Origin of the sequence: Zunongwangia mangrovi (assembly GCF_900112105.1) — a bacterium.
Taxonomy (GTDB): domain Bacteria; phylum Bacteroidota; class Bacteroidia; order Flavobacteriales; family Flavobacteriaceae; genus Zunongwangia; species Zunongwangia mangrovi.
Window position 1 is genome coordinate 1060461 of the sequence record NZ_FOKV01000001.1, and the last position, 14431, is coordinate 1074891.

Consider the following 14431-nt stretch of genomic DNA (forward strand, 5'->3'; position numbering starts at 1 on the left):
CAACTATTTCTTATTAAACCAATTAGATTAAAATGAGTAAAAAGAATTATGCCGGGATACCAGATAAATATGCTCGTATCGACGAGGCAAAAGTGGTATTAATTCCCGTTCCTTATGATGGGACGAGTACCTGGCAAAAGGGAGCAGATAAAGGACCAGATGCATTTTTAGAAGCTTCAGAAAATATGGAGCTTTATGATATCGAAACCAGATCTGAAGTTTATAAAAAAGGCGTGTATTTAGCACCAGCTGTTACCGAAGATTCTTCACCAGAAAAAATGGTAGAAGCGGTCTATAAAACGACCAAAAACTATATCGCACAGGATAAATTTGTGACCTTGTTTGGAGGGGAGCATAGCATTTCTATTGGTAGTATTAAAGCTTTTAGCGAAAGCTTTGCCGATTTAACGGTGGTTCAGCTTGATGCACATGCTGATTTACGACCAGAATATGAAGGTTCTAAATGTAATCATGCCTGTGCAATGCACGAAGCAAGTAAAAAGACCAACCTAATTCAGGTAGGAATCCGCTCTATGGATATTTCTGAAACAGAGCATATGGACGAAAATCAGGTGTATTTTGGTCACGATCTTTACGAAGACTGGATGGACGATGCCATTGGCCAGATGACGCCTAACGTATTTATTACGATCGATTTGGATGCTTTTGATCCTTCCATTTTACCATCTACTGGAACTCCAGAGCCTGGAGGCTTGTTTTGGTACGAAACCTTAGAGTTTCTAAAATTAATGTTCAAGAAAAAGAATGTAGTAGGTTTTGATATTGTAGAGCTTTGCCCAAAAGAAGATGAGAAATCTTCAGACTTTTTGGCAGCAAAACTTTATTACAAAATGCTAAGCTACAAGTTCAAATATCAAAATTATAACGAAGAAGACGACGATGAATAAAGGAGCGATTTCGCAATTCATAGAAAAATATTATTTACACTTTAACTCCGCAGCGCTTGTAGATGCTGCTAAAGATTACGAAAAGCAGTTAGAAGGCGGCAGCAAAATGTTAGTTTCTCTTGCCGGAGCAATGAGTACTGCCGAGCTTGGAAAAATCTTTGCCGAAATGATTCGCCAGGATAAAGTACAGATCATTTCCTGTACCGGTGCAAACCTGGAAGAAGACGTGATGAACCTTGTGGCGCATTCACATTACAAGCGTGTTCCTAATTATCGTGATCTTACGCCTAAAGAAGAATGGGAGCTTTTAGAAGGTGGTTTAAACCGGGTAACAGATACCTGTATTCCAGAAGAAGAAGCTTTTAGAAGAATTCAGGAGCATATTTATAAAATCTGGAAAGATGCAGATGATAAGGGAGAACGTTACCTTCCGCATGAATATTTGTATAAATTGTTACTTTCAGGAGTATTAGAAGAATATTACGAGATCGATCTTAAAGATTCGTGGATGTATGCTGCGGCAGAGAAAAACTTACCTATCGTAGTGCCAGGATGGGAAGACTCTACGCTTGGAAATATTTTTGCTTCTTATGTGATTAAAGGCGAATTAAAAGCAACCACAATGAAATCTGGAATCGAGTATATGACCTTCCTTGCAGATTGGTATACCGAAAATTCTAAAAACGGAATTGGTTTCTTCCAGATAGGTGGTGGTATTGCCGGCGATTTCCCAATTTGTGTGGTGCCTATGTTGTATCAGGATCTTGAAAGAACTGATACGCCGTTTTGGAGTTATTTTTGCCAGATTTCAGATTCTACCACAAGTTACGGGTCGTATTCTGGTGCGGTGCCTAATGAAAAGATTACCTGGGGAAAATTAGATATCGATACACCTAAACATATAATCGAAAGTGATGCGACTATTGTAGCGCCACTTATTTTTGCCTATTTGTTAGATATGTAAGCTGTTTAGTTTTGTAGACAAAAGTATTAACAAAGATTTACAAAAGAGTAAAGCTGTCCTCTAGTCGATTTTGGCGTATTTTGGACAGCTTTTTTATTTTAATCCTGAAGTATGAATATGTGGGTAGTTTATGGTATTGGATTTTTAGCGCAGTTATGCTTCTCTGCTCGCCTTATAAATCAATGGATACTTTCAGAGAAAAAAAATAAAGTACAAACTCCAACCCTATTCTGGCAATTAAGTTTACTGGGTGCCATACTGTTCTTTGTTTACGGTTATTTACGGAAAGATCTATCGATAATGATCGGCCAGGCGCTTATTTATTATATCTATTTTCGAAATTTACAGCTACAGGGAAAATGGAAACCTTCAAAAATTATATTTAAGCTTGCGGTTATTTTATCGCCAATAGTTATAGCAGCTTATTTAGTGTTTTTCAGCGATCTCGATTGGGGAAGGCTGTTTACCGGAGATAATATTGCGATATGGTTGGTGATACTGGGGACTGTTGGACAAATTATTTATACCGGTAGATTTGTCTATCAATGGTGGTATTCAGAGCAGCATGATAAAAGCAGTTTGCCATGGGGGTTCTGGATCATGAGCTTAACCGGGTCTGCAATTATATTTACATATGCCTGTTTTAGAACAGATCCCGTGTTATTATCGGCACATTTTTTTGGCGGAATCGTATATGTTAGAAACTTGTTTTTGATTCAAAAATCAAGAAAGCAGGCTAAAGCTTAATTTCTTCGGAAAGAAAACTTCAGTGATCGCAAAGCTAATTACGACTATATATTCTAAAGCCACCAGCCATAAATTTTCATGAAATTCTGCATTTCCGTAGGCACTATAGCTCAAAATTGCCATAAAAGACCAAATGATAGGAAATCGATATTTCGTAAATACTGAAAGTAAAAGCGGAGTTACGATATACCATGGATGCACGGTTGTGGAAAGCAAAAAGTAAAAAGCAAGTGCAAAAACACAACCCGAAATTAGCGATTTTAAGCTATTATTTTTTCTGAAAATACTAATCGTAAGGATAATGATAAAAGTTACAACAGGAAGAACTTTACCTGCATCTGCAATAATGTTGTAACCTTTAATTTGGAAGCCAATCCAGCGAACGATGTAGTAAATACTGGCATTGAACTCAAATTTCTGAAACCAAAGTCCGACACTTTCAGAAAAGTTACTCAGAAAAGCCGAATTGTAAAATGGAAGAAAGCTTAAAACTACAGTAAGCAATACAATAGCATAAAAACCAATGAGTTTTGCCCATTTTATCGATTTTAGATCGGTTATTTTTTCTGAAAACTGAGTGGTTGAATGTCGATTTTCGATATTTTCTGAATCATTTTTTTTACTGCTGAAAAACTTCAGGAAAAGCGGCAAGAACATAAGCGGAAGCAACTTTACTGAAATCGATATTCCTAAAATTATAGCTGAAATTATCCATTTTCGTTTCCATAGAAAATAAAAACTCAGCAGAATAAAAAAGCCCATCACACTTTCAAAATGTAGATTCCCGAAGCATTCGATAATCACAAAAGGATTCAGTATAAACCAGAAAATATAGTGTTCGGGTAAATTAAGTTTCTTTAAAAGTTTTCTTCCGAAGAAAAGAATTCCGATTTCAGCTAAAAGAATAAAAACTCTGAAAATGGTCACCGAAAATAGTATACTGTTTTCTGAAAGCTTACCTGCAACAGCAAAGATCAGCTGATTTATAGGCGGATAATTTGTGTAATTAGAAGCACTTAAAGCACCCATGCCGTTTACTAATTCCTGAGCCTGAGAAATATTGCCAAAATGTGCTGATTTCATTAAAAGATCCGGAGTCGATAGATATGGATTAATTCCGTTGGCTAATAATCTACCGTCCCATATAAAGCGATAAAAATCCTGAGAAAGATCGGGCAAAGCAATTAAAAAGATAAGCCTGAAAATCAATGCTGCACCTGCCAAAAGCCAAAATCGTGTTTTTAAAAGCTGAATGATTTTAAAGCTTAGAAAAAACAAACCCGCATATAGCATAAGCATTTTCGGGAAATCAGCACGATCTAAATCGTAAACAAAACTCCAGTAAAAAACAGCCGCCGTTAAAAATAAAAGCAACGGAATTTTATGGAATTTCAGGAATTGGAGCAAAACAGCCGGAGATTTTAAGTGAGATTACGAAAATAGAGAAAATTATAGTAGACTATCCGTACAAATGAAATGGATAGAGATATCTTTTTTCGGAATTATGAGATAACATAATAATAAATTATAATTTTATATTTTTAAAAATTCTCAAACTCTCTGACCTTGATAAAAAATCCTCAAAAATTTAGGTTGCATTATTTTTGGAGTATATTTTTAGTGATGTTGCCAATTGTATTATTTGGCCAGGCCATCAATTCTAATGGCGTTATCCACGATTTCGAAGGCAAGCGTTATTTCAGGCTAAATTATGACAATGATTTTTTCATGTACTCCGATGATGATTATACTCAGGGTTTAAGTTTTGAGTTTTTCAATCCGTGGCTAAAAAAGAATCCAATAAATCATCTTTTCTTAAAAACTGAAGATACAGAAGATAAATTTGGATTGGTTGTAGAACATTCGGCTTTTACTCCAGATGTCATAAGTGATGAAGAGATAAGATACGGAGATAGGCCATATGCATCTGCATTGGCTTTGAAGTCGATGAAGGTTAGCGATTGGAAGAGTAAAGGTTTACGACTTAAATCTTCATTCTGGTTAGGAATTATTGGGCCTTCATCGCTGGGAGGTGCTGGACAAATCTGGATACATGAAGCTACCGGAAATTGGAGGCCACGAGGTTGGGATAATCAAATAAAAGATGATGTAATATTAAATTATAGTATTGGTGTTGAAAAATTACTTATTAAGCTTAGTAATTATTTTTCTTTTTATGGTGAATCAAGGGTGAGGTTAGGTACAATGTTTACAGACTTTAATGTGGGAGCTAGTGCAACTTTGGGCTTGGTGAATTCGCCACTAATACGAAATTCTCGTAGCAGTAATTTTCAGGTTTATTTATTTGCTCGTGGGATAACCAATCTTGTTGGATATAATTCATTGTTGCAAGGAGGTGTATTTAATAGAAACAGCCCTTACACTATTTCAGCAAATGATGTAGATCGTTTTACAGCTCAATATTATTATGGCTTGGTAATTAAATCTGGTTTCTTCTATTTGGAATATTATCAAACTTCCATGACTCGTGAGTTCAAATCGGGTAATCCTGAAGATTGGGGTGGTTTAAAAATAGGGGTAAGAATATAATTTCAGCTTTTCTCTGTAGATGTAGTTATAGAAAAGCTAATAAGTCTGTCCTTAATATATTCTCAAGAGAAGTGGTCACACTGAACCTGCCCTTCCTGCATTCAGGCTCAGGGTTTTATTACAATGTTATGTTTTTTCAGTAAAAGATGAGATTCCGGATCAAGTCCGGAATGACAAAAAAAACGAATTGAGATAAACTTCCCGATGTATTTAGATTCTACCAGTCTCTAGTCTATATTCTAATATCTCGCAGCGCAGCGGTCTAAAATCTAACCCTTCGAAAACATGCTCTTAAAAGCCACAAAACCAAATCCGCCAAAAAGCATAAGGTGGAAAACAATTAATCCGAAGTCATTTAGCGCAAAAGCGCTGTACAATGCAAAGGCAAAGTAGAGGCAAAGCAAAGCTTCGATAAGTATGTTCGCAGAAAATTTGTTGGATAAATATTTATTGCCTTTCCAGGAGTCTTTAAGTGTATTCACGTTGAATTTTGGCGTGCGAATAAACTCCGATTTTCTTCCAAAATGGCCTTCTAAAACCGCTAAAGAATTATGTACAGAAAACCCCATTGCCACCGCAAAAAAAGTGATGAACATTCCGATAAAACTAAAAAAAGATTTGATCCCTTTTCCGTAGATTTTGCTGTAGGGAATATAATAACAGAAAAAGAAAATGATCGTGCTAATTCCAAACCCGGCAAGCACATTAAAATACCAGCTAAATGCAGGATTGTTATTTTTAATGTATAAAACGGGAACACTTAAAATTCCCAGTAACAACACGATCAAAAACATACTGGAATTTAGCAAATGGAAAAATCCGTGAAATTTTGTGCCCAAAGAAACATTAGGATCTTTAACCAATCTTAGATAATTTTTCCTGAAATTTTCAGCTGCACCTTTGTTCCATCGAAATTGCTGCGAACGCGCTGCACTGATCACTACAGGAAGTTCAGCCGGAGTTTCAACATCTTCCAAATATTTGAATTTCCATTTTTTAAGCTGAGCGCGATAACTTAGATCTAAATCTTCGGTAAGTGTGTCGCCGCTCCAATTGCCGGCATCCAGAATACATTCCTTGCGCCAAATCCCGGCCGTTCCATTAAAATTAATGAAGTGCCTACCAAAATTTCTGCCGGTCTGTTCTAATATAAAATGAAAATCTAAAGCAAAAGCCTGAATTTTTGTTAGCAGCGAATAATCCCGATTTAGATGCGCCCAACGCGTTTGCACCACGCCAATTTCAGAATCCTTAAAATAAGGAACCGTGTGTTGCAACCAATCTGGATTCGGCATAAAATCGGAATCAAAAATGGCGATAAATTCTCCTTTGGCGATTTTTAATCCTTCTTTTAGTGCGCCAGCTTTAAATCCGCTTCGGTTTTCACGTTGGATATGCTGAATGTCAATTCCGTTTTGCCGAATTTCAGCAATAATTTCAGTGGTTTTTAAAACCGATTCGTCGGTAGAATCGTCCAAAACCTGGATTTCAAGTTTGTCTTTAGGGTAATCGATCTTCGCGATATTCCACAGCAATCGTTCTACCACATACATTTCGTTGTACAGCGGTAATTGTATGGTTACTTTGGGGATTTCAGCAGGATTATTTAGATCGAACTTTTCAGCATTATCGACACTTTTCTTCGCTTTTAAGTAATTCAGCAATAATTGTAATTCTGAAATACTGTAAAAGAAGATCACCAGCAACGCCAGTGTGTATATTATGATAATCGCTAAATCCAATCTATTTTCTAATCTATTTAAAGCTATACTTAAAAATCCACCCCAAAATCTTTACGCCTGCAAAGATAGCGCCTTTTAGCGTTCCAGAAACTTTAGAGACACCAATCCTGTTTTTGTAATGCACGGGCACTTCTACATACGTAAAATCCTGTTTTATGGCTTTAAGTTGCATTTCTACCGTCCAGCCATAAGTTTTATCTTGCATATTTAGCTGAAGCAGTTTCTCGTATTTTATCGCTCTAAAAGGACCAAGATCGGTAAATTTTGCGCCGAAAAATAAACGCATTAAAGTGGTGGCAAGCCAGTTTCCAAAGATCTGCGGAAGCGTCATCGAGCCATCTTCTCGCCATTTTTTAACCCGGGCACCAATCACCATATCGATATTTTTTTGCTGAATGGGCGCAATGATATTCGTTAATTCTGAAGGATAATCGCTGTAATCGCCATCCAGAAATACAATGATTTCAGGTTTTTGAGGTTGATTAGCGATATGATTCATTCCTTTTAAACAGGCATACCCATAACCTTTGCGTTTTTCCTGAAGAACGGTCGCCCCGGCAGTTGAAGCATTTTTCTCGGTATCATCAGTCGAATTGTTGCTTACCACAATAACTTCATCAACGATATTGGGGATTTCAGCAATAACTTTTGCAATCGAATTTGCTTCGTTATAGGCAGGGATAATAACTTTTATGATTGAATTTTTCTCCAAATTCTTTAGGCTTTTTAATCAATTTCGAAACCTCACAGGTTTTTAAAACCTGTGAGGTTTATCACGTCTTTTTATTGAGATTTCTGATTTAAAAGATCCAAAAGATCTACATCGTTCCCAAGTAAAACCTCATTTTCATTAATTCTGCCTTTGGTGCTGCCATTTTCCAATTTTAAAACCCCACGAGGACAAACCGCTGAACAGATTCCGCAGCCCACACAACTAGAGCGTACAATATTTTGTCCTTTTTGAGCGTAGGCTCTTACATCGATTCCCATTTCACAGTAAGCCGAGCAATTTCCGCAGCTAATGCATTGTCCGCCATTTGTCGTAATTCTAAATTTTGAAAACAATTTTTGTTGCATCCCAAGAATTGCCGCCATTGGGCAACCATAACGGCACCACACGCGACTTCCAAAAATCGGGTAAAAGCCAACACCAATTACTCCAGAGAACGCTGCGCCAATCAAGAAACCATACCATTCCCGAAGCTTGTAGGCAGGGAAGAAAAAGATATTCCAGTTTCCGCTAAAATAATTAATGCCAATAATCGCTAATATCACCACCAAATATCCAATCGCTCCATATTTCGCATCCTTTTGGATCTGGTCGCGTTTAAAGATCATGATCAGGGCAAAAATCAGCGTAAGAAATCCTGCGCTTCCCCAAAGAAAAACATCTTTCGTTAACCAAAATCGATCTGAATTTTCACCAAGATAGGAATAGACTACGGCGATGGTCATTACGGTAACAAAAACCAATACACTGTGAATTACCCAACGTTCGATCTTCCAGGCTTTTTGAGATTTATCTGAAAGTTGTCTAAAAGGATCACCGGCAGTTTCGGCGAGACCACCACAACCACAAACCCAGCTGCAATACCATCTTTTTCCGTATTTGTAAGTAAGGATAGGAGTGATCACAAAGATCGAAATGATACCAAAAATAAGCATGGCCACACCTAAATTCCCGGTAGATAAAAATGAATCTAATCGATAGCCGGCAAAAAGATCGTAGTTGAGAGGCCAAATTGTTGCCGGTGCAAAATAAGGTTTGTTGAGTCGGGCAAGAATTTCAGGAATTAAAAACGCAAAACCTAACTGAAAAAACATCACTGAACAGGTTCTAATGATCTCGTAGCGATTATGGCGATATTTCAGGATAAATTTGAATCCGAATATACAGATCGCAACCGTATACAAAGTTCCGTAAACGAACCATTGGCTGGCGGGACCGCCATTAATAAATTTACTTAAAGGATCGAATAAGGCGATAATTCCTCTATTCGTACCTTCGCTGTTTAATCCCAAATACTGCGGAAACCAATATAAAACTACATAAAATAAGGTTAGACTAATCCCAAGAATCCAGGCCCAAAAACCTTTGCCACTTAGGGATTTAAACCAAACGCCATCGTTTTTGATTCCTGCATGCTTTCCCCAATAGGCGTCGATAGAAAAAATTACCGTTCCCAGTGTAATCAGTCCTAGCGATAAACTTAGAAATAAACTTTTATTCGGAAAGTTGAAATTTGCGATGGCAAGCACCAAAATCAATAGACCGGTAAGGCCGACAGCGCTTGCTATTTTTTGAGTAGTGGAAATACTTTTTGGAGCATCCCCGGTGATAGACATATTATGTTCGATGTTACTCATGTAGTTTATGCGTTTTGGAGATTTTTCTTAAAGCCTTCAAATATTGCTGCCTCATGCCGAGTATAAAATTCAGGATCAAAATTAGCTTGTTTTAGATTAGCAAATACGTAAGTTATCTCTCGATTTTCGGTAAGCCAACGATCTAAAACTTCGTGTCGCATTCTGATTCCGAAGCTATTTATTCCTAAGAAAAGCTTCGTGTTTTTGTCGAAACTTATCGTTATGGCTTTGGTACCTTCTTCATGCTGCCAGTGAAAATGCTGCTCATTTTCTTTAGGGACAGGCCAAACCCAACCATAGGTTTGATATTCGATATCAAAGAATTTAGCCGAATTAAACCAATTCCCCGGGTTATATCGAGATCGTTCTCCGGTAAGCGTTAGTGCTAGAGTTTCGCCCATCATGCGGCCGGTATACCAAACGGCTTCTACGGGTTTTCGTTGGCCAATTACCTTCTTTTGCTCAGCACAATCGCCAATAGCATAAACATCTGGAATATTGGTTTCTAGGTAGTGATTTACTAAAATTCCTCTATTTATCGCTAATTCAGATGTTCTTAAAAATTCAATATTTGGGTGTACACCGGCACAAAGTCCGACGAGCTGGCAATCAATTTGTTCACCAGTTTTGGTGATTATAGAACTGACTTTCCCGTTTTCATCCGGAATTATTTTATCGAGTTCAGTTGCTGTTCGTAAGTCAACGCCATGAGATTTAATATGTTCAGAAATCATATTCGCATCATCAAAAGGCAGTACTGAATGCCAGAAAGCTTTTTCTCGAACCAGCATCGTTACCTCGATATTCCTGGTGCGAAGCATTTCGGCAAGTTCTACGCCAATTAATCCGCCACCAATAATGACTGCTTTTTTACAGTTTTTCGTGTTTTTTTCGAGTAATTCTAAATCCTGTTTTGATACCAATCCCTGCACTCCGTCTAAATCTTCACCTTCCCACCCGAATTTATTGGGGGTCGATCCTGTAGCCAATACCAGTTTGTCGTAATTAAGTCTGTCGCCATTTTTAAAATGAAGCGTTTTTTCGCTAAAATCGATTTGCTGTACCCAGCCGGTTTTTAGATTGATTCGGTTTTTCTCCCAAAACCAGTCTTCATAAGGTTTCAGGTGATCCCACTTCATGTGGCCCATGTAAACATACATCAGCGCAGTACGAGAAAAAAAGTAATCACTTTCCGCAGAAATTACCGTGATCTTTTTATCCGATCGCTTGCGGATATGCCGTGCAGCGGTAATTCCAGAAATTCCGTTACCAAGAATAACGATGTGCTCCATACTTTTGCAGATATTGCTTTATGATTTCAATTCGAAGTGCAATTTAAAAGTTAGTCGAAAATAAAGAAGTATCTTAACTTATAATGTCGAAAAGCAATTTTAAAATTGAGTATGTTTATTTAATTTTTTAGACAGATGCTGATTTTCTTTAATTTAGGCTCAAAAAAACAGGTTGGATTCAATGAAATTTAATTTTTGGTTAATTATCGCGGTTACTCTTTTTCATTACAGCTGCCAGCCAGATTTCCCTAAACTAAAATATAACGGATCAAGTTTAGTTGCTTCCCGAGATTCGTTAAAAATCGAGCATATTCTTCCGCTTAAAAACGTAAATGCGAATACCGTGGCCTTAATGCCTTTTGCATTTCTTCAGGATTTAAATAGTCCCGAGTTGCATTTTAATCACGAGCGGCAATGGTGGGGAGAACGTGTAGATGGTGTTCAGCAAAATATCCAGGTACTTCAGGAAAATGGAATAAAAATCATGCTAAAACCTCAAATTTGGATCTGGCATGGCGAATTTACCGGGGATCTTAATATGACTTCAGAAGAACACTGGCAAACTTTCGAAAATAGCTATCTGGAATATATTTTATTGTATGCTGAACTGGCCGAAAAAGAGCAAATTTCACTTTTTTGCATAGGAACCGAGCTTTATAATTTTACTGAAAAAAGACCTGAATTTTGGCAAAAGATGATCGCAGAAGTGCGCAAAGTTTATTCCGGAAAAATCACTTATGCTGAAAACTGGGATAAAGTAGATCAGTTTGAACTTTGGGACGAACTCGATTTTATTGGCGTAGATGCTTATTTCCCGGTAAGTGAATCAAAAGATCCAACAGAAGCCGAATTGATCGCCGGTTGGAAATCACATAAAAAAATGCTTCAGCAATTATCTTCAACATATAAAAAGCAGATATTATTTACTGAATATGGTTATAGAAATGTCGATTTTGCCACAAAAGAACCCTGGCAGGCTTCTACAAGGAGAAGAGGTGATCAGCTTCCTGAAAATCTAAATGAAGAATTGCAAGCAAAGGCTTTACAGGTAATTTATGATGAATTTTGGCAAGAGAATTGGTTTGCCGGCGGATTTCTTTGGAAATGGCATCACGATCACGAGCGTGCCGGCGGAAAACAAAATGACCGTTTCACTCCACAAAATAAACTGGCCGAAAAAACCGTAAAAGTGAATTACGGCAAGTATGTGAATTAACGATATTCGTTGGTTAGGATTGCTTGTTTAAGTTCCAGTTGTAATCTCTAAAAGAAATATTATTCCAATTCTTCATTTTTACCTCGCTATAGCGATTTATGTATTCACCAATAGTGATACTACCGTTGGTAAAATCGCCACTATACCAGTCAAAAATTCTAGAAAGATGGGCTGATTCTGGTTTTATAAGATTCTTAGATGAATTTATAAAAGATCGGGTTGCAAATTCTAATTGCTCATTGATAGCTCCGGCGGTGTAGGCTTCGTTTAATAATCTTGGGCTGGAAATTGCCGCTTTACAAATTGCAAAATTAACTCGGGGTTCGTTCATTCTTCTTAAAATACTGTTTTCTAAAGCGCCCAAAGAAATTTGCTTTGTACCCATGCTAACAAATTCTTTTGTGGTTGCACCATCGACATTCTGAATGGTTTTTAAAGGATAATTATCCAGAACGATCTTTACAGTATTGGCATTGTAAGTATTAATGTAATAAGCTAATTGTTCCTGAACAGACCAGGATTGATCTGGTTTGTTTTCTGAAAGCATTTTGATGTACTTATCGAATGCTTTTCGGTCTTTTTTCAGGCCTTCATAGTTTACCAGTCCTCTTTCATCTACATATTTTTGAAGCAAATTATGCCAGGTAGAATGATCAATATTGGTAGAAGTATTAGAAATCGTTGAAATTAACTCGCCTTTTACCCGTGTATGGGGTAAACCCTTACTGGAAAATCCAGCCGCTGAAAATAACGCGCAGCTGCTTAAACCAATAGGGAAAATGGCCATTATCAATATTCGTTTAAGTAGGTTGAAATTTTTCATGCTGCGCATTTTTCAGTTTAAATTTGGTGTTTAGCAACAACCGCCACCATCATAATGGAAGGTAGATTCGCTAATAAAAATATCGTCTCGGCCTAGATCTTTTAAAGCTTTTGCGGTCTTATCGCAAATCGCTAAAGGCTGATTTTTTAGAAGAATATGACCTTCTTTATCATCAAAATGATCGTCTTCTCCATAATAGATTGCTGCTTTTCCTGTAAAGATACAAGGTCCATCTTCTGGCATGGGATCTTTAATGGCGGCAACTTCTATAGATTCAATATAAATCAATTCGTTGGTTGGATAATGTTTTGGATCCAGAATACGGTATGGTTTTCTGGCTCTAATTTCTATGGTTCCAAAGCCAACATCGGTTAAAGCTTTTACGTAATCTTTAATTGGTAAACTTCCGCTAAGGCATAATGCTCTTAATCGCTCGTCATTTCTAAGCTCGTTATTCATTTCCTGCTCGCAGGTAGGATCGCTCATCACCAGTTTGCCATGTGGTTTTAAAACACGGTACATTTCTTCGATCGCTTTTTTAAGATCTTCAGCTTTAAAAATATTGAACAGGCAATTTTGAGCAGCAACATCAACCGAATTATCTTCTACCGGAAGATGAAGCGCATCGCCATTTTTCAAATCCACAAAATCTGAGTTGAACCACTCGTTTTGTTCTTCAGCAATTTTGAAGTTTTTTCTTGAGGCTTCCAACATTTCATCTACGGTATCGATCCCAATTACGCCATTTTTTTGTCTTGAGAAATAAGCGAATTGTAATAATTCCATTCCGCCGCCAACACCAACATATAAAATACGCGGATTGTTAGAAAGATCACGTGCATGAACAGTGCTTCCACAGCCATAATTCATTTCCTGCATGATCTTTGGGATCTTTAATCCCGGCAGTTCCCAAATAGGATTTGTTGTGCAGCAAAGCCCAACATCTGGAGTAAGTGCTGCATCTTTATAAACGTTTTTTGTGGTTTCTAAATAACTGCTCATTTGTACTAAAGCGTTTTGATAAGTTCTCTAAAAAGAACGATCATTTGAGGTTCGGCTTTTTCAGCCATGGCAATGATTTCACTAATATCTACCGGTTTCAAATCGTCTGGATTTCCTTCATCGGTAATTACTGAAACTGCCGAAACCGGAATGTTTAAGTGATTCGCTACAATAATTTCTGGAACCGTACTCATTCCCACAGCATCTGCTCCGGCGATCTTAAGAAAGCGATATTCAGCTCTGGTTTCTAATTGTGGCCCTAAAACTGAAGCGTATACTCCTTTATGTAGGTTGATATTGTTTGTTTTTGCGATCTTTTCTAATTCGGCATTCATGTCTGGATCGTAAGGTTGCGCCATATCCACAAATCGTTCCCCAAGTTGCGCTACGCCTTTAAAAGCTAATGGCGATCCTCCCTGAAAATTAAGATGATCGTCGATTAACATTAACTCTCCTTTTTTGTAATCCAGATTTATAGATCCTGCCGCGTTAGAAACCAATAATCTGTTTATTCCCAGTCTTTTCATTACTCTCACCGGGTAAGTGACGTCCTGTAATGTATAACCTTCGTAAAGATGAAAACGTCCCTGCATCACCACTACCTTTTTGCCTTCAAGGCTTCCGAAGATCAATTTTCCTTTATGAAACTCTACCGTAGCGGTTGGAAAATATGGAATGTGATTATAACTGGCTTCGTGTTCGATATCTATTTCGTCTACAAGTTTTCCTAGTCCGGTTCCTAAAATAATTCCGATTTCTGGAGCCTCAAATCCTTTAGATTTTAGATAATCGGTTGATTCCTGAATTGCGTCTGTCATGG

Annotated in this window: 13 protein-coding genes; 5 read left to right on the top strand and 8 right to left on the bottom strand. The window is 37.4% G+C overall.

Annotation, left to right across the window (positions count from 1 at the left end):
• Positions 1–32 precede the first annotated feature (32 nt).
• From speB to BM201_RS04810, 3 genes are all read left to right on the top strand, one after another.
• Entirely contained in the window at positions 33–908 is an 876-nt protein-coding gene (gene speB / locus BM201_RS04800; protein WP_092540214.1) for an agmatinase, read from the top strand.
• Positions 901–1872: a deoxyhypusine synthase family protein gene (locus BM201_RS04805; protein ID WP_092540215.1), complete on the top strand. Its 972-nt coding sequence runs from the start codon at positions 901–903 to the stop codon at positions 1870–1872. Before speB ends, BM201_RS04805 begins: the two co-directional genes overlap by 8 nt.
• A 111-nt stretch (positions 1873–1983) precedes the next feature.
• The gene (locus BM201_RS04810) at positions 1984–2619 is read left to right on the top strand and encodes a lipid-A-disaccharide synthase N-terminal domain-containing protein (protein WP_175486980.1); all 636 of its coding nucleotides are present in this window, start codon (positions 1984–1986) and stop codon (positions 2617–2619) included.
• Here the strand turns inward: BM201_RS04810 and BM201_RS04815 are convergent.
• Positions 2596–4026: an MptA/MptB family glycosyltransferase gene (locus BM201_RS04815; RefSeq protein ID WP_092540217.1), complete on the bottom strand. Its 1431-nt coding sequence runs from the start codon at positions 4024–4026 to the stop codon at positions 2596–2598. The genes BM201_RS04810 and BM201_RS04815 overlap by 24 nt on opposite strands.
• Positions 4027–4212: 186 nt before the next feature.
• On the opposite strand from BM201_RS04815, the gene BM201_RS04820 reads away from it, so the two are divergent.
• On the top strand, positions 4213–5169 hold the full coding sequence (locus BM201_RS04820) for a lipid A deacylase LpxR family protein (RefSeq protein WP_139219135.1): 957 nt from the start codon (positions 4213–4215) through the stop codon (positions 5167–5169).
• Between the two features lie 269 nt (positions 5170–5438).
• On the opposite strand, the gene BM201_RS04825 is transcribed toward BM201_RS04820, so the two are convergent.
• The 4 genes from BM201_RS04825 to BM201_RS04840 form a co-directional block, all read right to left on the bottom strand.
• Complete coding sequence (locus tag BM201_RS04825; protein ID WP_092540219.1) at positions 5439–6911, bottom strand: cellulose synthase family protein; 1473 nt, start codon at positions 6909–6911, stop codon at positions 5439–5441.
• Positions 6912–6924: 13 nt separating this feature from the next.
• The gene (locus BM201_RS04830; protein ID WP_092540220.1) at positions 6925–7623 is read right to left on the bottom strand and encodes a glycosyltransferase family 2 protein; all 699 of its coding nucleotides are present in this window, start codon (positions 7621–7623) and stop codon (positions 6925–6927) included.
• A gap of 71 nt (positions 7624–7694) precedes the next feature.
• Positions 7695–9278: a 4Fe-4S binding protein gene (locus tag BM201_RS04835; RefSeq protein ID WP_092540221.1), complete on the bottom strand. Its 1584-nt coding sequence runs from the start codon at positions 9276–9278 to the stop codon at positions 7695–7697.
• Positions 9279–9283: 5 nt separating this feature from the next.
• Positions 9284–10570, bottom strand: coding sequence for an NAD(P)/FAD-dependent oxidoreductase (locus tag BM201_RS04840; RefSeq protein ID WP_092540222.1), 1287 nt, complete (start codon positions 10568–10570; stop codon positions 9284–9286).
• A gap of 181 nt (positions 10571–10751) precedes the next feature.
• On the opposite strand from BM201_RS04840, the gene BM201_RS04845 reads away from it, so the two are divergent.
• Positions 10752–11786, top strand: a complete 1035-nt coding sequence (locus BM201_RS04845; RefSeq protein ID WP_092540223.1) for a glycoside hydrolase family 113 — start codon at positions 10752–10754, stop codon at positions 11784–11786.
• 13 nt (positions 11787–11799) lie between these two features.
• Here BM201_RS04845 and BM201_RS04850 read toward each other — a convergent pair whose 3' ends face one another.
• From BM201_RS04850 to BM201_RS04860, 3 genes are read right to left on the bottom strand one after another with little or no spacing between them, the layout of a single operon-like run.
• Complete coding sequence (locus tag BM201_RS04850; RefSeq protein WP_245758574.1) at positions 11800–12609, bottom strand: DUF547 domain-containing protein; 810 nt, start codon at positions 12607–12609, stop codon at positions 11800–11802.
• 30 nt (positions 12610–12639) lie between these two features.
• Positions 12640–13611 carry an arsenosugar biosynthesis arsenite methyltransferase ArsM gene (gene arsM, locus BM201_RS04855; protein ID WP_092540225.1) on the bottom strand — a complete coding sequence of 324 codons (972 nt, stop codon included), beginning with the start codon at positions 13609–13611 and terminating at the stop codon, positions 12640–12642.
• Between the two features lie 5 nt (positions 13612–13616).
• Entirely contained in the window at positions 13617–14429 is an 813-nt protein-coding gene (locus tag BM201_RS04860; RefSeq protein WP_092540655.1) for a purine-nucleoside phosphorylase, read from the bottom strand.
• Between the last annotated feature and the right edge of the window lie 2 nt (positions 14430–14431).